Here is a 25,197-nt window from a genome sequence, read left to right as displayed (position 1 = left end):
GCCCTCACTCCGGCACCTCCGACCGTTCCGCGTACATCTTCGCGATCACCGCCTCGATGTCCGGCTCCCGCACCGACAGGTCCACCAGCGGATACTCCGCCGCGATCCGCGCCACCAGCGGCGCCGCCGACCGGTCCGCCGGGAACGCCAGCCACTGCCGCGGCCCCTCCACCCGCACCACCCGCGCCCCGTCGGGCGCCTCGATGGGCGGTAGCTCGCGCTCCAGGTCCACCACCAGCGTCCGCTCGCTCCGGCCCACCTCGTGCAGGCCGCCGAGCGCCCCGTCGTACATCAGCCGCCCGTGGTCGATGACCATCACCCGCTTGCACAGCTGCTCGATGTCGGTCAGGTCGTGCGTGGTGAGCAGGACCGTCGTGCCGCGCTCGGCGTTCAGGTCGCGCAGGAACTCCCGCACCCGGGCCTTGGAGACGACGTCGAGGCCGATGGTCGGCTCGTCCAGGTACAGCACCTCCGGGTCGTGCAGCAGCGCCGCCGCGATGTCACCGCGCATGCGCTGGCCGAGGGAGAGCTGGCGCACGGGCACGTTGAGCAGCTCGCCGAGGTCGAGGAGCTCGACGCACCGGTCGAGGTTCTCGCGGTAGCGGGCCTCCGGGATCCGGTACAGGCGGTGGATCAGGCGGTACGAGTCGCGCAGCGGCAGGTCCCACCACAGGGTCGTACGCTGCCCGAACACCACGCCGATCCGCCGCGCGAGCCGCGTGCGGTCGCGCGCGGGGTCGATGCCGGCGACGCGCAGCCGACCGCCGCTCGGGGTCAGAATGCCCGTCAGCATCTTGATGGTGGTGGACTTCCCGGCGCCGTTGGGGCCGATGTAGCCGACCATCTCGCCGCGCGCCACGCGGAAGGAGATCCCGTCCACCGCCCGGACCCGCCGCTTCTCGCGACGCAGGGTGCCGGGCACGCGGCGCCGCACGTCGAAGACCTTCTCGACGCCGACGAGCTCGATGAAATCCGACTCGCTGAAGGCCGGCTCCATGGTCTCGGTGGTCGCGGTGATCTCGGTGGTCGCGGTGGTCTCGGTGGTCTCGGTGTTCTCGTTCGTCTCGTTGCTCACCGCTGCTCAGCTCCCTGTACTCCGGTACGAACGGACCCCGAACCGCCACGCCAGCCCCGCCAGCGCCCCCATCACCACCGCCACCACCGGCGACGCGAACGCCGCCCACCCCGGCAACCCCGCCGGCGCCGGGCGCCCGAGCACGTACAGCGCGGGCACCCAGTTCACGAACGCGAGCGGCACGACGTACACCACCCCCCGCACCAGGTCCGTCGCGAAGACCGTCGGCGGGTACTGGAGCAGCGTGTTGCCGCCGTACGTGAACGAGTTCGTCACCTCCGCCGCGTCCTGCGCCAGGAACTGGAAGGCCGCCCCCGCCACCATCACGGACGCGAAGATCATCCAGCCGCTCACCACCATCAGCGGGACGAGCGCCACCTTCACCGGCGTCCACTCCACGTCGTCCAGCAGCACCAGCGACCACACCAGCACCAGCAGCCCCTGCGACACCCGGCCCAGCCGCCGCAGCGCGAACCGGTCCGCCGCCACCTGCGCCAGCACCGGGGCCGGGCGCACCAGCAGCGTGTCCAGCGTGCCGTCCCGCACCCGCCGCCCCAGCCGCTGCGTCTGTCCCAGCGCCATGTCCGCCAGGCCGAAGGCGGTGCCGGTCGTCCCGTACAGGAACGCCACCTCGGCGAAGGAGAACCCGCCGAGGCCTCGGACGTGACCGAACATCAGCAGGATGACGACGAAGTCGAAGCCGGTCGCGATGAAGCTGGCGAGCAGCGTCATCGCGAAGGAGAAGCGGTACGTCATCGTCGACCGCACCCACATGGCGGCGATGAGCCCGTACGCGCGCAGCCCCGCGCCCACCTGCCCGAGCCCGTACCGGTCATCGTGTGCCTGATCAGCCACCCTGCACCACCACCCGACGCGTCGCCGCCGCCTGGAGCGCCCGCCCGGCCAGCAGCAGGACCAGCGCCCAGCCGCCCTGGAAGGCGTACGCCTCCACCAGCCCCCAGCCCGTGCGCTTCTCCAGGAAGACGTCCGCCGGGACCTGGAGCATCGACGACCAGGGCAGTACGCGGGCGACCTCACCGAGCACGCCCGGGAACACGTTCAGGGGCAGGAGCATGCCCGAGAAGAACATCCCCGACAGCCACGCCACCTGTACCACCCCGTGCCCGTCCATCAGCCAGAACGCGCTCAGCGCCACCAGGAACCACACCGCGAAGCTCACCACCGCGCCCAGCACCACCGAGAGGAGGAAGGCGAGCCAGGTCAGCGGCTGCTCGGGCAGCGCGATGTCGAAGGCGAGCGCGCCGACGGCCAGCGGCGCCACGCCACGCCCCAGCAGCAGGAAGCCGGACCGGCCCAGGGCGACGGACAGCCACCACAGCTGGAGGTCGGCGGGGCGGTAGAGGTCGACGGCGATGTCGCCCGTCCTGATGCGCTCCATCAGCTCGTCCTCGAACCCACCCCCCATCAGGCCGCAGGCGGCGAGGAGGGCTTGGCCGATCCACACATAGGCGAGCGCCTCGCCCATGTCGTAGCCACCGAGGTGAGGGCGCTCATCCCAGAGGGCTATGTAGGTGAACGCCAGGATGAAGCCGAAGACGGTGTTGGTGAACACCCCTGCCGCGGTCGCCACCCGATACGTCGCATGGCGCCGGAAACCACCGGCCGCCACGGCCGCGTACAGCCGCACCCTGAACTCCCTCCGTCAAAGCTGACGAGCCTAGCCCTGCGGAATCCGTCGTCGCGACTGCTTTTCGGTGCAAGATGAGTTTCGGACAAATCGTCATAAACAGCGCAGCAGTCATCGACAGGCCGGAGAACATGAGCGACGAGCCACCGAAGCAGGCCTGGGAGCCCCGCGACCCGACCGTCGCCGGCCCCCCGGCCCGCGAGACGCCGCAGAAGGGGAAGAAGGCGGGGAGGGAGGGCGGCCGGAAGAAGCCCGAGAAGCCGGAGACGCCGGAGACGGAGCCGGAGACGGAGACGCCGGAGACCGAGACGCCGGAGACGCATGCGAAGCCGGCGAAGCCGGAGGGCCGGAAGCAGGCCACTCACACCACACGCCCTCGGGCAGGTGCCACGCCCGGAAACGAGCCCACGGCCCGCCCCGGCGGTGGCACGGAAAGCGAACGCGCAGAAGACACAAGCACGGGCGCAGACACCAGCACCAGCCCAGGCACCCGCACCACAGGCACCCGCCCCCACCCAGGAGCACCAAGCGCCCCCGGCGCCCCCGCCGCCCCCGCCGGCCCCCCGGACCAGAGCCACCGCGGGTCCCGCGGGCCGCGCGGGCAGCAGCGGCCGAAGGGCCGCGGCAGGCGGCAGCGCGAGAAGCGCACCGGGTGGCGGCGCGCCGTGCCGACCTGGCGCATGCTCCTCGGCGGCTTCCTCTTCGCCTGCCTCCTCCTCGTCGGCGGCTTCTTCCTCGGCTACCACCTCGTCGACATCCCGCCGGCCAACGCCGCCGCCACCGCCCAGTCGAACGTGTACCTCTACAGCGACGGCACCCAGATCGCCCGCGACGGCCAGGTCAACCGGGAGAACGTCCGCCTCACCCGCGTCCCGTCCCACGTCCAGCACGCCGTCCTCGCCGCCGAGGACCGCGACTTCTACTCGGCGGCCGCCGTCGACCCCGAGGCGATGCTGCGCGCCGCCTGGAACACCCTCACCGGCAAGGGGACCCAGGGCGGCTCCACCATCACCCAGCAGTACGTCAAGAACTACTACCTCGGCCAGGAACGCACCGTCACCCGCAAGGTGAAGGAGTTCTTCATCGCGATCAAGCTCGACCGCGAGAAGACCAAGAACGACATCTTCGAGGGCTACCTCAACACCAGCTACTACGGCCGCAACGCCTACGGCATCCAGGCCGCCGCCCACGCCTACTACGACAAGGACGTCGAGGACCTCGACGTCGCCGAGGGCGCGTACCTCGCCTCGCTGCTCAACGCCCCGAGCGCGTACGACGTGGCCACCCACCCCCGGAACCGGCCCCGGGCCATCGCCCGCTGGGTGTACGTCCTCGACGCGATGGTCAAGGAGCGCTGGCTCACCCCGAGGGCGCGCGCCGAGGCCGTCTTCCCCACGCCGCTCGCCGCGCGCTCCACCATCGGGCTCTCCGGCCAGCGCGGCTACGTCATCCAGGCCGTCCAGGACTACCTCACCGACCACGGCGTCCTCCACCGCAAGGACCTCGCACGCGGCGGCTACCGCATCACCACCACCCTGCAGAAGCGCAAGCAGGACGCGTTCATCCAGGCCGTCGAGGACCAGGTCATGGCGCGGCTCGACACCACCGCCAACGAGACCGACCGCTTCGTACGCGTCGGCGGCGTCTCCCTCGACCCCGCCACCGGCAAGGTCCTCGCCATGTACGGCGGCGTCGACTACACCAAGCAGTACGTCAACAACGCGACGCGCCGCGACTACCAGGTCGGCTCCACCTTCAAGCCGTTCGTCCTCGCCGCCGCCGTCCACCACGGCTCGCGCACCCAGACCGGCGAGCGCATCACGCCCAACACGACGTACGACGGCACCAACGAGCGCCACGTGGAGGGCTGGACGGGCCCGGCGTACAACCCGAAGAACGAGGACGACGTCTCGTACGGCACCATCCCCGTGACCACCGCCACCGACAAGTCGGTCAACGCCGTGTACGCCCAACTCGCCGTCGACGTGGGCCCGGCCAAGGTCGAACAGACCGCCATCAACCTGGGGCTGCCCGTCGACACCCCGGACCTGAACCCGTCGCCGTCGATCGCGCTCGGCCCCGCCACCGCCTCCGTACTCGACATGGCGCAGGCGTACGCGACCCTCGCCAACCACGGCAAGCACAGCGCGTACACGCTGGTCGAGCGGGTGCAGCGGGACGGCGAAGACCTGGAACTGCCCGGCGCCGAGACCACCCAGGCCATCAGCCGCGAGGCGGCGGACACGACCACGGCGGTGCTGCGTGGCGTCATCGAGGGCGGTACGGGCACGGCCGCCCAGGCGGCGGGACGCCCGGCCGCCGGCAAGACCGGCACGGCGGAGGACGACAAGGCGGCCTGGTTCGCCGGCTACACGCCGAACCTGACGACCGTCGTCGCGGTGATGGGCCAGGACCCGAAGACGGGCGGCCAGAAGCCGCTGTACGGGGCGCTCGGCCTGGAGCGGATGAACGGCGGCGGCGCACCGGCGGAAATCTGGGCCCAGTACACGCGCGAGGCCCTGGCGGGCACGGCGGCACGCGACTTCGACCTGCGGATCGCGGAGGGCATGGAACCGCGCCCCGACCCCTCGGACGGACCGGACGAGCGGGACGGACGGGACGGCTTCGGCCGCCGCACCCCGGACACGGAGAACGCCGGCCCGAGACACGACCGGGGCGCCGGCGCCCCCGCGGCCGCCCCCGTCACCCCCGCCGCCCCGGCGGCCGCGGCACCCCCCGCCGAGCCGCGCGTCCGCAGCGCCCCGGTCGCCGCACCACCGCCACCCGAGACGGCCTCGCAAGCCCCCCAGGCACCGCACACCCCGCCGCCCCCACGGACCCCGACAGCCCGGCAGCCGTGGGAGTCCTGGGAGTCGCAGGACATGCACATGCCCTAGTGCCCGGAGGTGGCCTTCAGGCCGACCACCGCGACCAACAGCAGACACACGAAGAAGATCCGGGCGGCGGTCGCCGGCTCCCCCAGCACCACCATGCCGACCACCGCCGCGCCGGCCGCGCCGATGCCGACCCACACGCCGTACGCCGTACCGATGGGCAGGGTCTTCGCCGCCTGCGACAGCAGGGCCATGCTGGCGACGATGCCGGCGCCGGTCAGCAGGCTCGGCCACGGCCGCGTGAACCCCTCGGTGAACTTCATCCCGATCGACCAGCCGACCTCGAGCAGACCGGCGACGATCAGCAGAACCCATGCCATGACGGCGGCACCTCCGTGAACGCGAAAACGAACGGACAACAGGGGTGCGTCGTCTTTGCGTCAACCCGGTACGGCGCGTCTCGTCGGGTCCCTCAACCGTAACAAACCGGCGCTACAGGTACAGCCCCGTCGAGTCCTCCGAGCCCTCGAACCGGTCGGCGGCGACCGCGTGCAGGTCGCGCTCCCGCATCAGTACGTAGGCCACACCGCGCACCTCGACCTCGGCACGGTCCTCGGGGTCGTACAGCACCCGGTCGCCGGGCTCCACGGTCCGTACGTTCTGGCCGACCGCGACCACCTCGGCCCAGGCCAGCCGGCGGCCGACGGCGGCGGTCGCCGGGATCAGGATGCCGCCGCCCGAGCGCCTCTCGCCCTCGGGCGTGTCGTTCCGTACCAGCACGCGGTCGTGCAGCATGCGGATGGGCAGCTTGTCGTGGGTGTTCTCGCTCACCCCACGAAACTACCTGGCCCGGCGCGGCCCGCGCGCCGAAGGGTCAGCCCTTGCGGCGCCGCGCGGACACGGCGAGCAGCCCGACCACGCCGATCGCGAGCAGCGCCACCGGCACGACCCGCTCCAGCCGCGGCGAGCCGTCCTCCGCGACGAACCGGCCCTTCACGTCCGTGACGACGCGGTTCACGGTGACGAAGGCGCGCCCCGCGGTCTGGTCGACCGTCGACGCCACCTTGGCCTTAGCGTCCCCGATGATCGTCTTCGGGTGCATGCGTACGCCGATCTCGTCGAGCGTGACGGCGAGCTGCTCGCGACGACGGACGATGTCCGCCTCGATCTGCGCAGGGGTCCTGGCATCCGACACCGCGCTGCCTCCGTAGGTCTGTCCAAATCCGTGATGGACAGTCTGTCAGCTCGACGGCCCGCTCACTGTCCCCGACCCCCATTAGGCTCTGAAGGCGTACGCCCAAGCCAGGAGAGAGAGACCATGAGCGAGCGACTGCAGCCCGGCGACACCGCCCCCGCCTTCACCCTGCCCGACGCGGACGGCAACGACGTCTCGCTCGCCGACTACCAGGGCCGCAAGGTGATCGTCTACTTCTACCCGGCCGCGCTGACGCCCGGCTGCACCAAGCAGGCGTGCGACTTCACCGACAACCTCGACCTGCTGGCGGGCGCGGGCTACGACGTGATCGGCGTCTCGCCCGACAAGCCGGAGAAGCTCGCGAAGTTCCGCGAGAAGGAGGACCTGAAGGTCACGCTGGTCGGCGACCCGTCGAAGGAGACGCTGGCGGCGTACGGCGCGTTCGGCGAGAAGAAGCTGTACGGCAAGACGGTGACGGGCGTGATCCGCTCGACGATCGTCGTCGACGAGAACGGCAAGGTGGAGCGCGCCCTGTACAACGTGAAGGCGACCGGCCACGTCGCCAAGATCATCAAGGACCTCGGCATCTGACCGCCCCCTCCGCACCCCGCCCGACGCCGTAGAGGCCGCATCTGAGCCACCGTCATCCGGTGATCCCGCCGACGGCCCGCGCGCTGCCCATTACGATGGGGTCGCGCATGCGGCCGTGGTGGAATTGGCAGTCACGCTGGGTTTAGGTCCCAGTGGGGTAACACCCGTGAGGGTTCGAGTCCCTCCGGCCGCACGTGAGCGAAGGCCCGGCCCCACCAGGGGACCGGGCCTTCGGCGTACACCACGCCTCAGCCGACCAGCTCCCGGATCACCGGCACCAGGGCCCGGAACGCCTGGCCCCGGTGGCTGATGGCGTTCTTCTCGGAGGGGGTCAGCTCCGCGCAGGTGCGGGTCTCGCCGTCGGGCTGGAGGATCGGGTCGTAGCCGAAGCCGCCGGTGCCCGTGGGGGTGTGGCGGAGGGTGCCGCGGAGGCGGCCTTCCACCACGCGCTCGGTGCCGTCGGGGAGGGCGAGGGCGGCCGCGCAGGCGAAGTGGGCGCCGCGGTGTTCGGGGGCGATGTCGGCGAGCTGGGCGAGGAGCAGCTCCAGGTTGGCCCGGTCGTCGCCGTGGCGGCCGGCCCAGCGGGCGGAGAAGATGCCGGGGGCGCCGCCGAGGACGTCGACGCAGAGGCCGGAGTCGTCGGCGATCGCGGGCAGGCCGGTGGCCCGGGCGAGGGCGTGCGCCTTGAGGAGGGCGTTCTCGGCGAAGGTGACGCCGGTCTCCTTGACGTCGGGGACCTCGGGGAACGCGTCCGCGCCGACGAGGTCGTGGTGGAGACCCGCGTCGGCGAGGATGGCGTGCAGTTCGGTGATCTTCCCGGCGTTACGGGTGGCGAGGATCAGGCGGCTCATGCACCCCAGTATCTACGGGCCGTCAGGGGGTGCAGACCTTGCCGAGCTCGGTGGCCGCGTCCGTGACGGGCTTGAGGTCGGGGGTGGTGTCGCCGTTCTTGACGGCGGTGCGGACGGTGTCGACGCCCTTGTCGAGGTCGTCGACGGCCTTGGACAGGTCGGCGTTGTCCGTCTTGTCCTTCAGCGAGGCGAGTTCCTTGTCGATCGCGTCGAGGGACTCGTTCAGCTGGGTGGGGTCGTTGGTGGCGGACGAGGCGGCCTGGCTCAGCTTGTTGACGCTGGTGGCGATGGCGTCGGCGGCCTGGACGCAGCCCACGGCCTTGTCGAGCGCGCCGCAGCCCGTTACGGCGGTCAGGGCGAGTACGGCGGCGGCCGCGGTGGTGGCAATGGCTGCGGTGCGTCGGCGTCGGCGCATGGGTGGTGTCCTCCGAAGGTTTGGCCGGGCGTACGGGTCGATCCGTACGCCCGTACTCGTACAGACGCGGCGGGACCCCGTCGTGGTTGCCGCTACAGGGTCTCCGCCAGCGCGCGGCGCTGGAGTTCGGCGAGGTCGGCGCAGCCGCCGGTGGCCAGGTCGAGGAGGGCGTTGAGCTCCTTGCGGTCGAAGGGCTCGGCCTCGGCGGTGCCCTGGACCTCGACGAAGCGGCCGTCGCCGGTGCAGACGACGTTCATGTCGGTCTCGGCGCGGACGTCCTCCTCGTAGCAGAGGTCGAGGAGCGGCGTGCCGTCGACGATGCCGACGGAGACGGCGGCGACGGTGCCGGTCAGGGGCTTGCGGCCGGCCTTGACGAGCTTGTTGCGCTGCGCCCAGGCGACGGCGTCGGCGAGGGCGACGTACGCGCCGGTGATGGCGGCGGTGCGGGTGCCGCCGTCGGCCTGGAGGACGTCGCAGTCGAGGACGATGGTGTTCTCGCCGAGGGCCTTGTAGTCGATGACGGCGCGCAGGGAGCGGCCGATGAGGCGGGAGATCTCGTGGGTGCGGCCGCCGATCTTGCCGCGTACGGATTCGCGGTCGCCGCGGGTGTTGGTGGCACGGGGCAGCATCGAGTACTCGCCGGTGACCCAGCCTTCGCCGCTGCCCTTGCGCCAGCGCGGGACGCCTTCGGTGACGGAGGCGGTGCAGAAGACCTTGGTGTCGCCGAAGGAGATGAGGACGGAGCCCTCGGCGTGCTTGCTCCATCCGCGTTCGATGGTGACCGGGCGGAGCTGTTCGGGGGTGCGGCCGTCGATTCGAGACATGGGATGAGCCTAGCCCCCTCATACGAAGGGCCCGTTCCGGTTCCGGAACGGGCCCTCGCGGGTGAGCGGCGGTGGCTCACATCATGTCTTCGATCTCCGCGGCGATGGGGTCGGCGTCGGTGCCGATGACGACCTGGATCGCGGAGCCCATCTTGACGACGCCGTGGGCGCCGGCGGCCTTGAGCGCGGCCTCGTCGACCAGGGCGGGGTCGGCGACCTCGGTGCGCAGGCGGGTGATGCAGCCCTCGACCTCTTCGATGTTGTCGATGCCGCCGAGCCCGGCGACGATCTTCTCAGCCTTGCTGGCCATGTCCTTCTCCCTGCGTCCAAGAGCCGTTTCGGAGCACTGAGCGCTGCTCGGCCCACCTAGGTCTTTCGTCACCGTAACGCACGGTTGGCCCATCTTCGCGGGCACATGACCGGCTTGTAGCGAAGGATGACGATCACCAGCGCCTACGATATCGCAACTGGTCTACACCAGTCTCGCAGGAGACCAGGAGGACGCCGATGAGCTCCGACAGCTCCGCCACCACGGCCGCGCCGCAGCGGAAGCGGTGGTCCGGTGCCTTCCAGGGGCTGCAGAAGATGGGCCGCAGCCTCCAGTTGCCCATCGCCGTCCTGCCCGCGGCGGGCATCCTCAACCGCCTCGGCCAGCCGGACGTCTTCGGCGCGGACGGACTGGGCTGGAACGACGTCGCCAAGGTCATCGCGGGCGCGGGCGGCGCGCTGCTCGACGCGGACCTGGGCCTGCCGCTGCTCTTCTGCGTGGGCGTCGCGATCGGCATGGCGAAGAAGGCGGACGGCTCCACGGCGCTCGCCGCGGTCACCGGCTTCCTGGTCTACCGGGGCGTGCTGCGCGCCTTCCCCAAGGACTGCCCGCCGGGCACCAGGGACGTCAACGGCGGCTGCCTGGGCGCGGACGACACCTTCGTGGCGTACACGTACCAGAATCCGGGTGTCTTCGGCGGCATCGTCATGGGCCTGCTCACGGCCTACTTCTGGCAGCGGTTCCACCGGACCCGGCTGGTGGACTGGCTGGGCTTCTTCAACGGGCGCCGGCTCGTGCCGATCATCATGTCGTTCGTCGCCATCGCCTTCGCGGTCGTCTGCCTCTTCGTCTGGCCCCCGGTCGGCGACGCCCTGGAGGACTTCAGCGACTGGCTGGTGGGCCTCGGGGCGTGGGGCGCGGGCCTGTTCGGCGTCGCGAACCGCGCACTGCTGGTGATCGGGCTGCACCAGTTCCTGAACGTGCCCGTGTGGTTCCAGTTCGGCACGTACACCAAACCGGACGGCACGGTGGTGCACGGCGACATCAGCATGTTCCTGGCGGGCGACCCGGACGCGGGGCAGTTCACCACCGGCTTCTTCCCGATCATGATGTTCGCCCTGCCGGCCGCCGCGCTGGCCATCACCCACTGCGCCAAGCCGCACTGCCGCAAGGAGGTCGGCGGCCTGATGCTCTCGGTGGCCCTCACCTCGTTCGTCACGGGCATCACGGAGCCGATCGAGTACTCGTTCCTCTTCGTCGCGCCCGTGCTGTACGTGATCCACGTCGTGCTGACCGGCGTATCGATGGCGGTGACGTGGGCGTTCGGCGTGAAGGACGGCTTCAGCTTCTCGGCCGGTCTCATCGACTACGTCATCAACTGGGGGCTCGCGACGAAACCGTGGCTGATCATTCCGATCGGTCTCGCGTTCGCGGCGGTGTACTACGCGATCTTCCGCTTCGCCATCACCGCATTCGACCTGAAGACGCCGGGGCGCGAGCCCGAGGAGGCGGAGACGGACGTCACCAAGCCGTAGCCGCGGCGCCCGACGCCCGGCACCCGACGCCCGGCTGACGCCCGAAGGGGCCCGTGACCTGCGAGGTCGCGGGCCCCTTCGGGCGTTATCAAATTGCAAGTTCCTTATCTATCCTTCACCGTGCTACAACAGGTCTACACCACAATTGGTGTAGACCACGCGCGCATTTCTGCGCAGCGCTTCACGAGACGCCGCCGTCCCCTTTCACTGTCCCCGGGCGGCGCCTTGCCTACTGGAGGAAGTATGAGTACGGCCACCGCCACGGCGGCGCCCGCGAAGAAGCGGGGCTCCGGCCTGTTCCAGGGCCTGCAGAAGATCGGCCGCAGCCTGCAGCTGCCCATCGCCGTCCTTCCCGCAGCAGGCCTCATGGTCCGGCTGGGCCAGGACGACGTGTTCGGCAAGGACGGACTCGGCTGGGACAAGGTCGCCGCCGTCTTCGCCAACGCGGGCAGCGCGATCACCGGGGCGCTGCCGATGCTCTTCTGCATCGGCGTGGCGATCGGCTTCGCCAAGAAGTCCGACGGTTCCACCGCGCTCGCCGCCCTCGTCGGCTTCCTCGTCTACAGCAAGGTGCTCGAGGCCTTCCCGGTCACCGAGGCCGTCGTCAAGGCCGGCAAGGACGATCCGGCGACGTTCAACAACCCCGGCGTCCTCGGCGGCATCGTGATGGGTCTGCTCGCCGCCGTGCTGTGGCAGAAGTACCACCGCACCAAGCTGGTGGACTGGCTCGGCTTCTTCAACGGCCGCCGGCTCGTCCCGATCATCATGGCCTTCGTCGGCGTCATCGTCGGTGTCTTCTTCGGCCTGGTCTGGGAGCCGATCGGCGAGGGCATCGCGAACTTCGGCGAGTGGATGACGGGCCTGGGCGCGCTGGGCGCCGGTCTCTTCGGCGCGATCAACCGCGCGCTGATCCCGATCGGCATGCACCAGTTCGTGAACACCGTGGCGTGGTTCCAGCTGGGTGACTTCACCAACGCCGCGGGCGAGGTCGTGCACGGCGACTACGGCCGCTTCCTCGCGGGCGACCCGACCGCCGGCATGTTCATGTCCGGCTTCTTCCCGATCATGATGTTCGGCCTCCCGGCCGCCGCGCTCGCCATGGCGCACACGGCTCACCCCACGCGCCGCAAGGCCGTCCTCGGCATGATGGTGTCGCTGGCGCTGACCTCGTTCGTCACGGGTGTCACGGAGCCGATCGAGTTCGCGTTCATGTTCGTGGCGCCGGTGCTGTACGTGATCCACGCGGTCCTCACGGCCATCTCCCTCGCCCTCACCTGGGCCCTGGGCGTGCACGCGGGCTTCAACTTCTCGGCCGGTCTGATCGACTACCTGCTGTACTGGAAGCTCGACACCAAGCCGTGGCTGATCATCCCGATCGGTCTCGTGTTCGCGGTGGTCTACTACGTGGTCTTCCGCTTCGCGATCGTCAGGTTCAACCTCGCGACCCCGGGCCGTGAGCCCGAGGAGGAGATCGAGGACCTCACCAAGGCGTGAGCACATGACGGAACGCCCCCGGAACCGCAGGTTCCGGGGGCGTTCGCATGCTGTCAGACCTCGTACACCGCGCCCGCGTGGGCCAGCTCCGCCGGGCCGGCGTAGACCGCCCGCGCGTCGGCGAGGTTCCGCTCGCCATCCGTCCACGGCGGGATGTGCGTCAGCACCAGCCGCCCGGCCCCCGCGCGGGCGGCGTGCGCACCCGCCTCGCGGCCGTTCAGGTGCAGGCCGGGGATGTCCTCCTTGCCGTACGTGAACGACGCCTCGCACAGGAACAGGTCCGTCCCGGCCGCCAGCGTGTCCAGCTCGTCGCACACGCCGGTGTCACCGGAGTACGTGATCGACTTGCCGCCGTGCTCGATGCGGATGCCGTACGCCTCGACCGGGTGGCACACCTTCTCCGTACGGATCTGGAAGGGGCCGAGGTCGAAGGTGCCGGGCTTGAGCGTGTGGAAGTCGAAGACCTCGCTCATCGACTTGTCGGACGGCGTGTCCGCGTACGCCGTCGTCAGACGCTGCTCGGCGCCGTCGGGCGCGTACACCGGGAGGGCGGGGCAGCGGCCGCCCTCGTGCCGGTAGTAGCGGGCGACGAAGTACGCGCACATGTCGATGCAGTGGTCGGCGTGCAGATGGCTCAGGAAGATCGCGTCCAGGTCGTACAGACCGGTGTGGCGCTGCAGCTCGCCGAGGGCGCCGTTGCCCAGGTCGAGGAGCAGCCGGAAGCCGTCGGCCTCTACGAGGTAGCTCGAGCAGGCCGATTCCGCGGACGGGAACGACCCGGAGCAGCCGACGACGGTGAGCTTCATGGAGCGTGAACCTCCGTGGACGGGGGCGGGGCGCTGGGGGGAGGTCGTGCGGTTTACCGAGCGTAAGGCGCGGGAGGGCGGGCCGCTCCTTCGCAGTGGCCGCTTGTGGTCGAACTCACCCGCGCTGTCACCGATTCGGGCCTCTCCCGCCCGTTGCGGCCGCCTGCGGCGGGGCTTCTGCCCCACCCCGCCCCCTACGCCCTGCGGGGCCCCCACTTCCCGAAACCGGGGCCCCGGGGGGTGGGTGTCGTGGGGCTGCGCCCCACACCCCACGCGGCGGCTTCGCGCCGCGACCCACCAGGGCCCGCCGGGCCCCGCCCCGGCGCCTCGGCGCCCGTCGCGCCGTGCCGCCCCCGCCCTCGGGCCTGGGCCCGGCCGAGGCCAGGGGTTCGTGGCGCGGAGGGGCCGGCGCCGCGAGGCCCGGCCCGTGAGGGGCCGGAGGGGCTACGCCCAGAGCTGGCCCTGGAGTGTTTCGATCGCCGCTTCCGTCGTCGGGGCCGTGTAGACGCCCGTCGACAGGTACTTCCAGCCGCCGTCGGCCACCACGAAGGCGATGTCCGCGCTCTCGCCCGCCTTGAGCGCCTTCCGTCCGACGCCGATCGCCGCGTGCAGCGCCGCGCCCGTCGAGACGCCCGCGAAGATGCCCTCCTGCTGGAGGAGCTCCCGCGTCCGCGTCACCGCGTCGGCCGAGCCGACCGAGAAGCGGGAGGTGAGGACGGAGGCGTCGTACAGCTCGGGGACGAAGCCCTCGTCGAGGTTGCGCAGGCCGTAGACGAGGTCGTCGTACCGGGGCTCCGCGGCGATGATCTTGACGTCGGGCTTGTGCTCGCGCAGGAAGCGGCCGACGCCCATCAGCGTGCCCGTCGTGCCGAGGCCCGCCACGAAGTGGGTGATGGAGGGGAGGTCCGCCAGGATCTCCGGCCCCGTCGTGGCGTAGTGCGCGCCCGCGTTGTCGGGGTTGCCGTACTGGTAGAGCATCACCCAGTCGGGGTGCTCGGCGGCGAGCTCCTTGGCGACGCGGACGGCCGTGTTGGAACCGCCTGCCGCCGGGGAGGAGATGATCTCGGCGCCCCACATGGCCAGCAGGTCGCGCCGCTCCTGCGAGGTGTTCTCGGGCATCACGCACACGATGCGGTAGCCCTTGAGCTTGGCCGCCATCGCGAGCGAGATGCCCGTGTTGCCGCTGGTCGGCTCGAGGATGGTGCAGCCGGGGGTGAGCCGGCCGTCCTTCTCCGCCTGCTCGATCATGTGCAGGGCCGGCCGGTCCTTGATGGAGCCGGTCGGGTTGCGGTCCTCCAGCTTGGCCCAGATGCGTACGTCCTCGGAGGGGGACAGGCGCGGCAGGCGTACCAGTGGCGTGTTGCCGACCGCCGCGAGCGGGCTGTCGTAACGCATCAGCGCATGCCACCGGCGACGGCCGGAAGGATCGTGACGTTGTCGCCGTCGGAGAGCTTGGTCTTGATGCCGTCCAGGAAGCGGACGTCCTCGTCGTTCAGGTAGACGTTCACGAACCGCCGCAGCTCGCCCTCGTCGACGATGCGGCCCTGGATGCCGGCGTGCCGGGTCTCGAGGTCGGCGAAGAGGTCGGCGAGGGTCTCCCCGTTGCCCTCGACGGCCTTGGCGCCGTCGGTGTAGGTGCGGAGGATGGTCGGGATGCGGACCTCGATGGCCATGGCGTGGGCTCCTGTCGGAAGGTGAGTCGATGGCAGGCAGACGTACTGCGTGCGCGACCCCGGGGGGCACGCGCGGCGGTGCGGAAAGCGGTGCGGTGGCGGTGCGGAGAGGTGCGCTCAGGCGGCGCAGCGCGGTGGACACATCGCGCTGGCGAGGCGGCACAGGTCGACGTGCAGCCGCGCCACGAGCAGCACGGTGCCCGGCGTCTGTTCGCTCACGTCGATGGAAACCATGCGGTCATCGTATCGATTCCCGGTCCGGATCCTGGAGTGTGATCTCGCATTGCGGACGCTTTCCGCCCGCCTGGCGAGACGCCGCACTCATTACGCGTCGACGACCTGGACCTCTTCCTCCGTGATCTCGCCGTCCACGATCCGGAACGAGCGGAACTGGAAGGGTCCCGCGCCGTCCGTGTCCGCCGTCGACACCAGGACGTAGTGCGCGCCGGGCTCGTTGGCGTAACTGACGTCCGTGCGCGAGGGGTACGCCTCGGTCGCGGTGTGCGAGTGGTAGATGACGACCGGCTCCTCGTCGCGGTCGTCCATCTCGCGGTAGAGCTTCAGGAGGTCGCCCGAGTCGAACTCGTAGAAGGTGGGCGAGCGAGCGGCGTTGAGCATCGGGATGAAGCGCTCGGGGCGTCCGGAGCCCGCCGGGCCCGCGACCACGCCGCAGGCCTCGTCCGGGTGGTCCTCGCGTGCGTGCGCGACGATCTGGTCGTAGAGGGCCCGTGTGATGGTCAGCATGCGCATCAGGATAAGCAGAGGGGCCCGCCTGTACCGAGGAGTGGTACGGGCGGGCCCACATGCTGGACAGCCGGCTACGGCGTCACCGCTTGAAGGCGGTGTTCTCCGGGTTCCGGTTCTTCAGGAACAGGTAGCTGACACCGAGGAGCAGGGCCCACAGCGGGGCGCAGTACAGCGAGACCCGCGAGCCCTCGTCGACGCCCATCATGACGATCACGCCGAAGATGAACAGCAGCGCGAACCAGCTGGTGAAGGGCGCTCCGGGGGCCTTGAACTCCGACTCCGGCACCTCACCGCGGTTGACGGCGGCGCGGTAGCGGATGTGCGAGACCAGGATGGCGATCCAGGCCCACATGCCGGAGATGGTCGCGAAGGAGACGACGTACTCGAAGGCCTTGCCGGGGGCGACGTAGTTGATCCAGACGCCCACGAGCATCAGCGCCGCCGAGAAGGTGGTGCCGAGGAGCGGGGTGCCGGACTTCGTCAGCCGGGTGAAGACCTTGGGGCCCTGGCCGTTGAGCGCGAGGTCGCGCAGCATGCGGCCGGTGGAGTACATGCCCGAGTTGCAGGAGGACAGGGCGGCCGTCAGCACCACGAAGTTCACGATGGCGGCGCCGATGCCGAGGCCCATCTTCTCGAAGGCGGCGACGAACGGCGAGACGCCCGGCTGGAAGTGCGTCCACGGCACGACCGACAGGATCATGATCAGCGCGCCGACGTAGAAGACGGCGATGCGCCACGGGACGGTGTTGATGGCCTTCGGCAGCGTGACCTTCGGGTCCTTGGACTCGCCGGCGGTGACGCCGACCAGTTCGACCGCGAGGAAGGCGAACATCACGATCTGGAGCGTCATCAGCGTGCCGCCGATGCCCTTGGGGAAGAACCCGCCCTCGGACCAGAGCATGGTCATGGACGCGGTGTCGGCGGCGTCCGAGAAGCCGATGGTGAGGATGCCGGCGCAGATGAGGATCATGCCGATGATGGCGGTGACCTTGATCATCGAGAACCAGAACTCCAGCTCACCGAAGAGCTTCACCGAGATCAGGTTCGCGCCGTACAGGATGACCGTGAAGACCAGGGCCGAGACCCACTGCGGGATGTCCCACCAGTACGTCATGTAAGTGGCCGCGGCGGTGACCTCGGTCATACCGGTGATGACCCAGAACAGCCAGTACGTCCAGCCCGTGACGAAGCCGGCGAAGGGGCCGATGAACTCGCGGGCGTACTCCGAGAAGGACCCGGAGACGGGGCGGTACATGAGCAGCTCGCCCAGGGCCCGCATGATGAAGAAGATCACGAGCCCAGCGATGGCGTACGCCAGGATGAGGCTCGGTCCGGCCTTGGAGATGGCCTTGCCCGCGCCGAGGAAGAGCCCGGTGCCGATGGCTCCGCCGATCGCGATCATCTGGATCTGGCGGGCGCCGAGGCCTCGCTGGTAGCCCTCGCCCTCACCGGCGACGGGGCTGTCGTTCTGGTTGCCGACCTGCGTTGAGGTCATCGTTCTGCTGCGCCTTTCTCCACGCTGATCCCCCCGGATATGGATGGAGTGCCGCCGGCGATCAGCCGGCTCAAGCGCACCCGGGGAACAGGGGTGGCGTTCCCGGGCGATCGTGCAGATTTATCACGGCCGCACCGATGATCGAGTAGCGGTGATGTGAATTGAGACACAGCGAAAACATGACAAACGCCCCTTCCATGACTGAAAGGGGTGTCCCGGTAATCCGATCGTTATGCGGATTTGAGCGTCCGCTGAGCGGACGCCCGCGTGGACATCCGCGTGGACATCCGCGTGGGCGTCCGCGTGGGCGTCCGGCCCTACGGCATCAGCGTCTCGACGAGCGTCTCCTGCAGGGCGCCGAGCCAGAGGTACGCCATGACCATCGGCTTGCGCGGGTCGCTGTCCGGCAGCCGGTACAGGTCGTCGTTGTCGTCCTCGTCGCCGACGTCCAGCCGGGTGCCGATGGTCAGCCGCAGGTCGTTGAGCGCGCCGAGCCAGTGGCGCGCCTCGTCGGCGGACAGCTTGAGCACCGCGGCGCCCTCCCCGGCCACGGTCAGCGCGTCCAGGCTCCGTACGACGGCGAGGGCGTCCTCCCGCTTGCGGGTGCGCAGGTCGTTCTCGGTGAACCGGCGGAACTCCGCGGACATGGCGCGCAGCTGCTCGTCGTCGTCCGCGTACGCGTTCGGGAAGAGCCGGGCCAGCGCCGGGTCGGCCGGGGGTTCGCTCGGGCCGTCGCGGAACAGCTCGGCGAGCGGGTCCTCGCCCCGGGGCGGCTGCTCGCCGGGCCCGATCAGCTCCAGCAGCTGCACGGTCAGGGAGCGCAGGATGGAGACCTCGACCTCGTCCAGCAGGACGGCCGCGCCGCCGCCCGGCAGCGCCTCGAAGTGCCCGCTCATCAGCCGCGGTCCTGGGAGAGCGTCGCCCACAGTCCGTATCCGTGCATCGCCTGCACGTCCCGCTCCATCTCCTCGCGGGTGCCGCTGGAGACCACGGCCCTGCCCTTGTGGTGCACGTCGAGCATCAGCTTGTGCGCCTTGTCCTTGGGGTAGCCGAAGTACGCCTGGAAGACGTAGGTGACATAGCTCATGAGGTTGACCGGGTCGTTGTGGACGATCGTCACCCAGGGCACGTCGGGTTCGACGACGGCGAACGACTCTTCGGCCGATTGGGGGCGTTCGATCTCAGTGGGAGCAACACTCACCTTGCCCATGCTGCCACTGGAGGGGGACCACCGCACAAACCGGCCCCGCCGAAGCGTTTCCTCTGGGCTCCCAGAGAAATCGTCACTCTGACGAGATTGGAGGTAGCATCCGTCATATGAACGCTGCGGATCTTGGGCTGCCGGTGGACGTGCCGTCTACCGCGCTCTTCACCGACCAGTACGAGCTGACGATGCTCCAGGCCGCCCTGCGGGGCGGGACCGCCGACCGGCGCTCGGTCTTCGAGGTCTTCACCCGGCGGCTGCCGGAGGGGCGCCGGTACGGCGTCGTGGCCGGCACCGGGCGGGTCCTGGACGCCGTGGAGAACTTCCGCTTCGACGCGGGCGTCCTCGGCTTCCTGCGTGAGCGCGGCATCGTCGACGAGCCGACCCTCGCGTGGCTGGCGGACTACCGCTTCGGCGGCGACATCTGGGGCTACCCCGAGGGCGAGGTGTACTTCCCCGGCTCACCGATCCTGCGCGTCGAGGGCTCCTTCGCCGAGTGCGTACTGCTGGAGACCGTGATCCTGTCGATCCTCAACCACGACTCCGCCATCGCCGCCGCGGCCTCCCGGATGTCGTCGGCGGCCGGCGGGCGGCGGCTGATCGAGATGGGCGCCCGGCGCACCCACGAGCTGTCCGCGGTCGCCTCGGCCCGCGCCGCGTACGTCGGCGGCTTCGACTCCACCTCCGACCTGGCCGCCGGGTTCCGCTACGGCATCCCGACCGTCGGCACCTCCGCGCACGCCTTCACGCTGCTGCACGACACCGAGCGCGACGCCTTCCGGGCGCAGGTGGACTCCCTGGGCCGCGGTACGACGCTGCTCGTCGACACCTACGACGTCACCGAGGCCGTCCGTACCGCCGTCGAGGTGGCCGGGCCCGAGCTGGGCGCGGTGCGCATCGACTCCGGCGACCTGCTGCTGGTGGCGCACCGGGTGCGGCAGCAGCTGGACGAGCTGGGGGCGCGCGACACGCGGATCATCGTCACCTCGGACCTCGACGAGTACGCCATCGCCTCGCTGGCGGCGGCGCCGGTGGACGCGTACGGCGTCGGTACGCAGCTGGTGACCGGCAGCGGCCACCCGACCTGCTCCATGGTCTACAAGCTCGTCGCCCGGGCCGAGTCGGCGGACGTGCGGGCGCCGCTGGTGCCGGTGGCGAAGAAGTCGCTGGGGGCCAAGATGTCGATCGGCGGCCGCAAGTGGGCCGCGCGGCGCCTGGACGCGGACGGCGCGGCCGAGGCGGAGGTCGTGGGCACGGGTCCGGTGCCGGCCGGGCTCGCCGACCGTCAGCTGCTGGTCGAGCTCGTCAAGGGCGGCGAGGTCGTGGCCCGTGAGCCGCTGGAGGCGGCGCGCGAGCGGCACATCGCGGCGCGGGCGGGGCTGCCGATGTCGGCGACGCAGCTGTCGCGGGGCGAGCCGGTGATCCCGACGGAGTACGTCTGAGCCGGTCGTCCCCGAGGAGCCGCGTCCGTCCTCGCCTTCTGGGCCCCCTCCCGCAGGGCGGGGGAAGTCTCTAGGCTCGATGCCATCCCCGCCGTCCCCCCACCACCGAAGGACACCCGCCATGCACCGCGCATTGATCGTCGTGGACGTTCAGAACGACTTCTGCGAGGGCGGCAGCCTCGCGGTGGCGGGGGGCGCGGACGTCGCCGCCGCCATCACGGACCTGATCGGCGAGGCCGCGGGCGCCGTGTACCAGCACGTCGTGGCCACCCGGGACCACCACATCGACCCGGGCGGCCACTTCTCCGACGCCCCGGACTACGTGGACTCCTGGCCGAAGCACTGCGTGGCCGGTACGGAGGGCGTGGGCTTCCACCCGAACTTCGCGCCGGCGGTCGCGTCGGGCGCGATCGAGGCGGTGTTCGACAAGGGCGCGTACGACGCGGCCTACAGCGGCTTCGAGGGCACCGACGAGAACGACGTGCCGCTGGCCCGCTGGCTGCGGGAGCGGGAGGTGACGGAGGTGGACGTGGTCGGCATCGCCACGGACCACTGCGTCCGCGCCACGGCCCTGGACGCGGCCCGCGAGGGCTTCAGAACCCAGGTGCTGCTGGACCTGACGGCGGGCGTCTCCGAGGGGACCGTCCAGCGGGCCCTGGAGGAGCTGCGCGGGGCGGGCGTGGAGCTGACGGGCAAGCCGGTGGTCTGAGGCCGCCGGGGCGGCGCTGGGGGCGCCGGGGAGGCTCCGGGGGCGGCGCGCTACGCGCCGTCCGCGAGCCGCGGCGTGCCCCAGGTGCGGCTCTGCGGCAGCAGGGCCCGGATCGGGTGCCAGAGCTCCGTCGCGCCCTCCGGGCAGGTGCGCCACAGCAGGCCGTCCGGGTGGTGGAGGACGGCGGTGACCTCGTCCGGCGTCGGCGGGTGGAGGTTGCCCCGGAGGTAGACGGAGCGCAGGCCGAGGTTGCGCAGGCGGGTCAGGGCCCGGGCGCGGTTCGGCGCGTGCACGAGGACGCGGACCGTGGAGCCGTCGCCGACCGGGTTGGGCAGGCTGAGCGCGACCACCACGCTGCCGCCGGGCAACTTGATGAAACCTCCGCCGGGCATATGAAACCACTCCCCCGTGAGATGGTGTGTCAATAAGACGGGCCACAGGCACCTAAACAGAATCGGCCGCCGCCCGCTAGAGGGCGACGGCCGATCATGCTCTGACCTGCGACGATGCGGTTACTTCGTCGACGGGCCGACCTGGACCGTGATCGTCCGGCCGTTCTTCGGCTGCTTGACGATCGAGATCTTGGTGTTGGTGTCAGTTACCTTGACGCCCGCGCGCGGGTTCGACTCGTACCAGTAGACGCCCTTGCGGTCGTCGAACACCGGTACGCCCGGCTGGGACGCGATCGGGGCCGCGACACCCGCCTTGTGCAGCGTGATGCCGGTGGTGCGGTACAGGCTGAACGGCGAGTCGTACGCCTGGATCCGGTTGCGCATCAGCGTGCCGTCGGCCCACTTCGTCGGCGTGGGGTGCGCGTCGACCGGCAGGATCAGGCCCTGGCCCTCGTGGACGGCGGTGTTGTTGTCCTTCTGGGAGGTGTCCCACTGCCAGACCAGCAGACCGGTCTGGTACGGGTAGTGCTCCACCCAGCCGTCCATGGGGGCGGCGAAGCCGAAGTTGTACGGGCCGACCTTGAGGGTCGCGTCGTACGAGACGTACTGGCGGTTCTCGGCCAGGTAGTACTGCTCGTACTCGTTGGTGAAGGACTCACCGATGCGGGAGAAGCCCTTCGCCGTCCAGGCGGCGTCGGCGTTCTCGGCGTTGTCCGAGAAGACCGGGGCGCCGTCGGCGGTCAGCGCGATGTTGTCGGCGGTGAAGCCCTTGCCGCCCGCGCCGCCGTCCGTCTGGTAGCGGAAGCGGAGGTCGAACTTCTTGCCGGCGTACGCGTCCAGCGGGAAGGCCAGCTTCTGCCAGGAGCCCGAGACGTCCGTCAGCGCCGGGGCGCCGCTCGCGTCGGCCGGGATCGGCTTGCCGTCGGCGGTGCCGGCCAGGGCCGTCCAGTTCTTGCCGCCGTCGGTCGACACCTCGGTGTAGAGGTAGTCGTAGTCCTTCTCGATGTCCCACCAGCCGTCGAGCGTCAGCTCGGCCTTGGTCTTGCCGGTGAGGTCCACGGAGCGGGTGAGGGTGTTCTTGAGGTCGTCACCCATGTCGCTCCACCACTGCGTGGCGCCCTGGGCGGGCTTCACGACCGGGGTGGTGACCTTCTTCTTCGGCAGCTCGACGACGAGCGCCTGCGGGTTCTTGGTGTTGTACTCCGCGACGCCCAGCGTGTGCTTGGACTTCGTCGCCGCCTTGGCCTTCTCGTAGTTGAGCCAGCCCAGCTGCAGCTTGTCCCAGGCGGTCATGTCGCCCGGCATGTCGCCGATGGAGTCCTTGCCCAGGCCGAGCCAGGAGCCGGAGGACATCAGGGACCAGTAGCCCGTGGAGTTCTCGGCGCCCGCCTTGCCGGAGGTGTCGTACAGGTCCGGCAGGCCGAGGTCGTGGCCGTACTCGTGGGCGAAGACGCCGAGGCCGCCGTTCTCCGGCTGCATGGTGTAGTCGCCGACCCAGATGCCGGTGTCGCCGATCTGGGTACCGCCGGCCTTGTTGTGCGCCGGGCCGGTCTTGCCGGCGTCGGTGCCGTACGCGTACCAGCGGTGGGCCCACAGGGCGTCGCCGCCCTGGGCGCCGCCGCCCGCGGACTCGTCCTCACCGGCGTGGACGATCTGGAAGTGGTCGATGTAGCCGTCGGCCTCGTTGAAGTTGCCGTCGGCGTCGAAGTCGTAGCGGTCCCACTGGTCGTACTGGGCCAGCTGCGCCTTGATCTCGGCGTCGGTCTTGCCGGCTGCCTTCTGCTGCGCGGTCCACGCCGTCACACCGTCGCGGACGGCGTCCCAGACGTTGGCGCAGTTGCTGCTGCCGCAGTAGTTCGAGCCGTAACGGGCCTCGTTGTACTCGACCTTGACCCAGTCGGAGACCGCGCCGTCGACCGAGTACCGGCCCGAGGAGGTCTTCTCGTAGTAGGTCTTGAGCGAGTGCTTCTGCTGACCGGTCTTCGGGTCCTTGCCGGTGCCGAAGTACAGGTCCTGGAAGTGCTGCCGGTTGTAGTCCTTCTGCCAGGCCGTCGAGTTGTCCTTCGAACGGTCCGGCTCGGCTATCTGGTTGTGCAGCGGGCCGGGCGTGCCACCGAACTTGGGCTTCTTCTCGGTGGTGTCGTCGTCCGCGCGATCGACGAGCGTCTCGTTGTCGACCTTGTCGCCGAACTCGACCAGGATCGTGAAGATCTTGTCGGTCTTCTCGCGGCCCAGCTCGACGTACTTCTTGTCGTCGAGCTTGACGACCTGGGAGGCACCCCTGCGCTCCACCTTCAGGTCGCCGGCCAGCACCTGCTCCAGCGCCGCCTCGCGCTGCTGCGCCTGCTGCTTGCTGAACGGGCCGTCGAGGTCGTGGTCGACCTTCGCGGCGTGGTCGTGCCCCGGGGCTCCGTGGGCGTCCCCGGCCTCGTGCGCGCCGGGCGCCGGGTCGTGGCGCTCGATGCCGTGGTCGGGGCGGTTGTCTGCCTGGGCCGTGGTGAGGGCCGAGGCGGTCGCGGCGGTGGCCGCCAGGGCCACGAACACCGCGGACGCTCTGAACGCGCGTCGTCTGCTGGTCACTTAATGTCCTCCCCGCGCCCGCGATCCGCGGATGGGGGGTCGAAGTGGTATCCGCGTGCGAGTCGCGCCATAAGTGACGACATTCGACCGGATGGACGCGAGAAAAGACAGATCTTGACTTGAACAGACCAAGCCACTATGTGCGAACCATGATCCGGATTCCGGACGAACGGAGCGGTGCCCCGCGCGAGTTCGGGCGGCGGTCGCTCAGGGCATGGATCGGGTGGGCCCCACCGTACGGGGGTGTCGGCGGAACGCGTCAGCTCCCGCCCTCTTCCGGCCAATCGGCATAGGCGGTGATTCTGTGCGCCCCCCATGCACCGGTACCGTGGGTTAGGTCACGCTTACTACTGGTTCCTCTCGGGCATCCACCTTCGTAGAGTCGCCGGTGAGTGCGACCGAGTTGCGAGTCACCCATACCGATGCATTGAGGACGGATCCGTCATGCCGCGTCCGACTGCCGCACAACTCGCCTACGGTTCGGCCACCGTCGTCTTCTCGACCGTCGCCCTGCTGCTGCTCTCGCGCACCACCACCGGGCTCGGCGTCGCGCTGATCGGCGTGGGCGCGCTGCTGCTCGGGCTACTGGTCACGCTGACCATGCCCGTACCCGCGAAGACGAGGACGAAGGCCACGACGCGGGCGGCGGCCGACGCCCGGGTGCCGCGCCCGCGCGCCGAGGCCGCCGCCCCGCAGTCAGTGCGTCGTTGACACGACGACGGTTCTGGCCGCCTTGTCGTGCAGGCCCTGTTTGTACGGCTTGTCGACGAGGATCAGGATCAGCAGGAGCAACGGCCACAGGCAGGCGCAGCACACCAGCGCGGGCAGCCACAGCACGATGGCCCGGGTCAGCGCCGCGCTCGTGTTCGGCACGCTCCCGTCGTTGAGCATCGCCACCCGCAGGCCCATCAGCCGCTTGCCGACGGTCTGGCCGTGCCACTTGGTCGTCATGAGGGTGTCGTAGGCGATGTACGCCACGATCGTGAGGAGCTGGAAGACCCACTGCCCGCCGTCGTTGGTCGTCTGCCAGACGTCCGCGAGGTCGGACTCCTCCGCCACGCGGTCGTAGATGTCGAACGGCAGCCCGATCAGGGCCAGCGGTACGAAGATGAGGAACCAGTCGATCAGCCGGGCCAGGACCCGCTTGCCGGAGTCGGCGAGCGGGGGCATGCCCGCGAGCGGGTCGGTTCCGCCATAGCCGTACGGACCGCCGCCACCGCCACCACCGCCGTACGGACCGCCGCCACCGCCGCCACCGTAGGGACTGCCACCGCCGCCGTAGGGGCCGCCGTACGGGCCGCCACCGCCGCCCGGGGGCGGAGCGGGCGGCGGTTCCTCGGGCGGCCTCTTGCGGAACGGATCGTCCTCGGGCGGCTGACCGGGCGGCGGCGGTTCGTTGCTCATGTGGGCAGTGCATCC

General features: G+C 70.4%; 28 protein-coding genes, 1 tRNA gene and 1 riboswitch. Of the genes, 8 read left to right on the top strand and 21 right to left on the bottom strand.

Annotated elements, in window-relative coordinates:
* Positions 1–4: 4 nt before the first annotated feature.
* The 3 genes from ACZ42X_RS17840 to ACZ42X_RS17830 all read right to left on the bottom strand — a co-directional run bounded on the left by ACZ42X_RS17840 (position 5) and on the right by ACZ42X_RS17830 (position 2,723).
* On the bottom strand, positions 5–997 hold the full coding sequence (locus ACZ42X_RS17840) for an ABC transporter ATP-binding protein (RefSeq protein WP_468291197.1): 993 nt from the start codon (positions 995–997) through the stop codon (positions 5–7).
* Positions 998–1,081: 84 nt separating this feature from the next.
* Positions 1,082–1,930, bottom strand: a complete 849-nt coding sequence (locus tag ACZ42X_RS17835; RefSeq protein ID WP_468290467.1) for an ABC transporter permease — start codon at positions 1,928–1,930, stop codon at positions 1,082–1,084.
* Positions 1,923–2,723, bottom strand: coding sequence for an ABC transporter permease (locus ACZ42X_RS17830; RefSeq protein ID WP_468290465.1), 801 nt, complete (start codon positions 2,721–2,723; stop codon positions 1,923–1,925). The genes ACZ42X_RS17835 and ACZ42X_RS17830 overlap by 8 nt, the downstream gene beginning before the upstream one ends.
* A gap of 665 nt (positions 2,724–3,388) precedes the next feature.
* On the opposite strand from ACZ42X_RS17830, the gene ACZ42X_RS17825 reads away from it, so the two are divergent.
* Positions 3,389–5,620, top strand: a complete 2,232-nt coding sequence (locus ACZ42X_RS17825; RefSeq protein ID WP_468290463.1) for a transglycosylase domain-containing protein — start codon at positions 3,389–3,391, stop codon at positions 5,618–5,620.
* On the opposite strand, the gene ACZ42X_RS17820 is transcribed toward ACZ42X_RS17825, so the two are convergent.
* From ACZ42X_RS17820 to ACZ42X_RS17810, 3 genes are all read right to left on the bottom strand, one after another.
* A complete protein-coding gene (locus ACZ42X_RS17820) occupies positions 5,617–5,937 on the bottom strand; it encodes a DMT family transporter (protein ID WP_468290460.1) in 321 nt (106 codons plus the stop codon). The genes ACZ42X_RS17825 and ACZ42X_RS17820 overlap by 4 nt on opposite strands.
* Before the next feature lie 43 nt (positions 5,938–5,980).
* Positions 5,981–6,048: riboswitch (guanidine-III (ykkC-III) riboswitch) on the bottom strand.
* A gap of 1 nt (position 6,049) precedes the next feature.
* Positions 6,050–6,388, bottom strand: a complete 339-nt coding sequence (locus ACZ42X_RS17815) for a GroES family chaperonin (protein ID WP_031076289.1) — start codon at positions 6,386–6,388, stop codon at positions 6,050–6,052.
* A gap of 43 nt (positions 6,389–6,431) precedes the next feature.
* Positions 6,432–6,752, bottom strand: a complete 321-nt coding sequence (locus tag ACZ42X_RS17810; RefSeq protein WP_361422843.1) for a DUF3618 domain-containing protein — start codon at positions 6,750–6,752, stop codon at positions 6,432–6,434.
* Between the two features lie 123 nt (positions 6,753–6,875).
* Between ACZ42X_RS17810 and bcp the strand changes: the two genes are divergently transcribed.
* Positions 6,876–7,343, top strand: coding sequence for a thioredoxin-dependent thiol peroxidase (bcp, locus tag ACZ42X_RS17805; protein WP_468290456.1), 468 nt, complete (start codon positions 6,876–6,878; stop codon positions 7,341–7,343).
* 109 nt (positions 7,344–7,452) lie between these two features.
* A tRNA-Leu gene (locus ACZ42X_RS17800) sits at positions 7,453–7,536 on the top strand.
* 55 nt (positions 7,537–7,591) lie between these two features.
* On the opposite strand, the gene rdgB is transcribed toward ACZ42X_RS17800, so the two are convergent.
* From rdgB to ACZ42X_RS17780, 4 genes are all read right to left on the bottom strand, one after another.
* Positions 7,592–8,194 carry an RdgB/HAM1 family non-canonical purine NTP pyrophosphatase gene (rdgB, locus tag ACZ42X_RS17795; RefSeq protein WP_468290453.1) on the bottom strand — a complete coding sequence of 201 codons (603 nt, stop codon included), beginning with the start codon at positions 8,192–8,194 and terminating at the stop codon, positions 7,592–7,594.
* A gap of 22 nt (positions 8,195–8,216) precedes the next feature.
* Positions 8,217–8,609, bottom strand: coding sequence for a hypothetical protein (locus tag ACZ42X_RS17790; protein WP_468290451.1), 393 nt, complete (start codon positions 8,607–8,609; stop codon positions 8,217–8,219).
* A gap of 92 nt (positions 8,610–8,701) precedes the next feature.
* A complete protein-coding gene (rph, locus tag ACZ42X_RS17785; RefSeq protein ID WP_468290449.1) occupies positions 8,702–9,433 on the bottom strand; it encodes a ribonuclease PH in 732 nt (243 codons plus the stop codon).
* Positions 9,434–9,509: 76 nt separating this feature from the next.
* Positions 9,510–9,743, bottom strand: coding sequence for a PTS sugar transporter subunit IIB (locus ACZ42X_RS17780; RefSeq protein ID WP_031076305.1), 234 nt, complete (start codon positions 9,741–9,743; stop codon positions 9,510–9,512).
* A 197-nt stretch (positions 9,744–9,940) separates the two neighbouring features.
* Between ACZ42X_RS17780 and ACZ42X_RS17775 the strand changes: the two genes are divergently transcribed.
* Entirely contained in the window at positions 9,941–11,236 is a 1,296-nt protein-coding gene (locus tag ACZ42X_RS17775; RefSeq protein WP_468290445.1) for a PTS transporter subunit EIIC, read from the top strand.
* A 243-nt stretch (positions 11,237–11,479) separates the two neighbouring features.
* Entirely contained in the window at positions 11,480–12,730 is a 1,251-nt protein-coding gene (locus ACZ42X_RS17770; RefSeq protein ID WP_468290442.1) for a PTS transporter subunit EIIC, read from the top strand.
* A 53-nt stretch (positions 12,731–12,783) separates the two neighbouring features.
* On the opposite strand, the gene ACZ42X_RS17765 is transcribed toward ACZ42X_RS17770, so the two are convergent.
* The 8 genes from ACZ42X_RS17765 to clpS all read right to left on the bottom strand — a co-directional run bounded on the left by ACZ42X_RS17765 (position 12,784) and on the right by clpS (position 18,661).
* Complete coding sequence (locus tag ACZ42X_RS17765) at positions 12,784–13,536, bottom strand: MBL fold metallo-hydrolase (RefSeq protein WP_468290439.1); 753 nt, start codon at positions 13,534–13,536, stop codon at positions 12,784–12,786.
* A 444-nt stretch (positions 13,537–13,980) separates the two neighbouring features.
* The gene (locus tag ACZ42X_RS17760; RefSeq protein ID WP_361422818.1) at positions 13,981–14,931 is read right to left on the bottom strand and encodes a PLP-dependent cysteine synthase family protein; all 951 of its coding nucleotides are present in this window, start codon (positions 14,929–14,931) and stop codon (positions 13,981–13,983) included.
* Positions 14,931–15,209 (bottom strand): MoaD/ThiS family protein, encoded by a 279-nt coding sequence (locus tag ACZ42X_RS17755; RefSeq protein ID WP_361422815.1) that lies wholly within the window; start codon positions 15,207–15,209, stop codon positions 14,931–14,933. The genes ACZ42X_RS17760 and ACZ42X_RS17755 overlap by 1 nt, the downstream gene beginning before the upstream one ends.
* 117 nt (positions 15,210–15,326) lie before the next feature.
* On the bottom strand, positions 15,327–15,443 hold the full coding sequence (locus ACZ42X_RS17750) for a putative leader peptide (RefSeq protein ID WP_355364863.1): 117 nt from the start codon (positions 15,441–15,443) through the stop codon (positions 15,327–15,329).
* A 90-nt stretch (positions 15,444–15,533) separates the two neighbouring features.
* On the bottom strand, positions 15,534–15,953 hold the full coding sequence (locus tag ACZ42X_RS17745) for a M67 family metallopeptidase (RefSeq protein WP_468290436.1): 420 nt from the start codon (positions 15,951–15,953) through the stop codon (positions 15,534–15,536).
* 82 nt (positions 15,954–16,035) lie between these two features.
* Positions 16,036–17,451: an amino acid permease gene (locus ACZ42X_RS17740; RefSeq protein WP_468290433.1), complete on the bottom strand. Its 1,416-nt coding sequence runs from the start codon at positions 17,449–17,451 to the stop codon at positions 16,036–16,038.
* Positions 17,452–17,768: 317 nt separating this feature from the next.
* The gene (locus tag ACZ42X_RS17735) at positions 17,769–18,347 is read right to left on the bottom strand and encodes a DUF2017 domain-containing protein (RefSeq protein ID WP_468290430.1); all 579 of its coding nucleotides are present in this window, start codon (positions 18,345–18,347) and stop codon (positions 17,769–17,771) included.
* Entirely contained in the window at positions 18,347–18,661 is a 315-nt protein-coding gene (gene clpS / locus ACZ42X_RS17730; RefSeq protein WP_361422803.1) for an ATP-dependent Clp protease adapter ClpS, read from the bottom strand. The genes ACZ42X_RS17735 and clpS overlap by 1 nt, the downstream gene beginning before the upstream one ends.
* Positions 18,662–18,768: 107 nt before the next feature.
* Here clpS and ACZ42X_RS17725 point away from each other — a divergent pair, with 107 nt between their 5' ends.
* On the top strand, positions 18,769–20,097 hold the full coding sequence (locus tag ACZ42X_RS17725; protein ID WP_468290426.1) for a nicotinate phosphoribosyltransferase: 1,329 nt from the start codon (positions 18,769–18,771) through the stop codon (positions 20,095–20,097).
* Positions 20,098–20,218: 121 nt separating this feature from the next.
* On the top strand, positions 20,219–20,806 hold the full coding sequence (locus ACZ42X_RS17720) for an isochorismatase family protein (RefSeq protein ID WP_468290423.1): 588 nt from the start codon (positions 20,219–20,221) through the stop codon (positions 20,804–20,806).
* 50 nt (positions 20,807–20,856) lie between these two features.
* Here ACZ42X_RS17720 and ACZ42X_RS17715 read toward each other — a convergent pair whose 3' ends face one another.
* Complete coding sequence (locus ACZ42X_RS17715) at positions 20,857–21,198, bottom strand: hypothetical protein (RefSeq protein ID WP_468290420.1); 342 nt, start codon at positions 21,196–21,198, stop codon at positions 20,857–20,859.
* A gap of 120 nt (positions 21,199–21,318) precedes the next feature.
* Positions 21,319–23,778 carry an immune inhibitor A domain-containing protein gene (locus ACZ42X_RS17710; protein WP_468290417.1) on the bottom strand — a complete coding sequence of 820 codons (2,460 nt, stop codon included), beginning with the start codon at positions 23,776–23,778 and terminating at the stop codon, positions 21,319–21,321.
* 444 nt (positions 23,779–24,222) lie between these two features.
* Here ACZ42X_RS17710 and ACZ42X_RS17705 point away from each other — a divergent pair, with 444 nt between their 5' ends.
* Positions 24,223–24,489: a hypothetical protein gene (locus ACZ42X_RS17705; RefSeq protein ID WP_468290414.1), complete on the top strand. Its 267-nt coding sequence runs from the start codon at positions 24,223–24,225 to the stop codon at positions 24,487–24,489.
* On the opposite strand, the gene ACZ42X_RS17700 is transcribed toward ACZ42X_RS17705, so the two are convergent.
* Complete coding sequence (locus ACZ42X_RS17700; protein WP_468290411.1) at positions 24,475–25,182, bottom strand: RDD family protein; 708 nt, start codon at positions 25,180–25,182, stop codon at positions 24,475–24,477. The genes ACZ42X_RS17705 and ACZ42X_RS17700 overlap by 15 nt on opposite strands.
* Positions 25,183–25,197: the final 15 nt, after the last annotated feature.

This window comes from Streptomyces sp. NPDC030862, from assembly GCF_055571835.1.
The sequence above is the reverse complement of the archived record's forward strand: the minus strand, read 5'-3'. Positions and strand labels throughout refer to the sequence as shown.

Coding starts and splice junctions, on each gene's coding strand:
- ACZ42X_RS17760 (WP_361422818.1), bottom strand. CDS start 14,931: ATGCGTTACGACAGCCCGCTCGCGGCGGTCGGCAACACGCCACTGGTA.
- ACZ42X_RS17765 (WP_468290439.1), bottom strand. CDS start 13,536: ATGAAGCTCACCGTCGTCGGCTGCTCCGGGTCGTTCCCGTCCGCGGAA.
- ACZ42X_RS17780 (WP_031076305.1), bottom strand. CDS start 9,743: ATGGCCAGCAAGGCTGAGAAGATCGTCGCCGGGCTCGGCGGCATCGAC.
- ACZ42X_RS17775 (WP_468290445.1), top strand. CDS start 9,941: ATGAGCTCCGACAGCTCCGCCACCACGGCCGCGCCGCAGCGGAAGCGG.
- ACZ42X_RS17750 (WP_355364863.1), bottom strand. CDS start 15,443: ATGGTTTCCATCGACGTGAGCGAACAGACGCCGGGCACCGTGCTGCTC.
- rph (WP_468290449.1), bottom strand. CDS start 9,433: ATGTCTCGAATCGACGGCCGCACCCCCGAACAGCTCCGCCCGGTCACC.
- ACZ42X_RS17720 (WP_468290423.1), top strand. CDS start 20,219: ATGCACCGCGCATTGATCGTCGTGGACGTTCAGAACGACTTCTGCGAG.
- ACZ42X_RS17755 (WP_361422815.1), bottom strand. CDS start 15,209: ATGGCCATCGAGGTCCGCATCCCGACCATCCTCCGCACCTACACCGAC.
- ACZ42X_RS17735 (WP_468290430.1), bottom strand. CDS start 18,347: ATGAGCGGGCACTTCGAGGCGCTGCCGGGCGGCGGCGCGGCCGTCCTG.
- ACZ42X_RS17705 (WP_468290414.1), top strand. CDS start 24,223: ATGCCGCGTCCGACTGCCGCACAACTCGCCTACGGTTCGGCCACCGTC.
- ACZ42X_RS17820 (WP_468290460.1), bottom strand. CDS start 5,937: ATGGCATGGGTTCTGCTGATCGTCGCCGGTCTGCTCGAGGTCGGCTGG.
- ACZ42X_RS17700 (WP_468290411.1), bottom strand. CDS start 25,182: ATGAGCAACGAACCGCCGCCGCCCGGTCAGCCGCCCGAGGACGATCCG.
- ACZ42X_RS17840 (WP_468291197.1), bottom strand. CDS start 997: ATGGAGCCGGCCTTCAGCGAGTCGGATTTCATCGAGCTCGTCGGCGTC.
- ACZ42X_RS17740 (WP_468290433.1), bottom strand. CDS start 17,451: ATGACCTCAACGCAGGTCGGCAACCAGAACGACAGCCCCGTCGCCGGT.
- ACZ42X_RS17790 (WP_468290451.1), bottom strand. CDS start 8,609: ATGCGCCGACGCCGACGCACCGCAGCCATTGCCACCACCGCGGCCGCC.
- ACZ42X_RS17745 (WP_468290436.1), bottom strand. CDS start 15,953: ATGCTGACCATCACACGGGCCCTCTACGACCAGATCGTCGCGCACGCA.
- ACZ42X_RS17770 (WP_468290442.1), top strand. CDS start 11,480: ATGAGTACGGCCACCGCCACGGCGGCGCCCGCGAAGAAGCGGGGCTCC.
- rdgB (WP_468290453.1), bottom strand. CDS start 8,194: ATGAGCCGCCTGATCCTCGCCACCCGTAACGCCGGGAAGATCACCGAA.
- ACZ42X_RS17725 (WP_468290426.1), top strand. CDS start 18,769: ATGAACGCTGCGGATCTTGGGCTGCCGGTGGACGTGCCGTCTACCGCG.
- clpS (WP_361422803.1), bottom strand. CDS start 18,661: ATGGGCAAGGTGAGTGTTGCTCCCACTGAGATCGAACGCCCCCAATCG.
- ACZ42X_RS17715 (WP_468290420.1), bottom strand. CDS start 21,198: ATGCCCGGCGGAGGTTTCATCAAGTTGCCCGGCGGCAGCGTGGTGGTC.
- bcp (WP_468290456.1), top strand. CDS start 6,876: ATGAGCGAGCGACTGCAGCCCGGCGACACCGCCCCCGCCTTCACCCTG.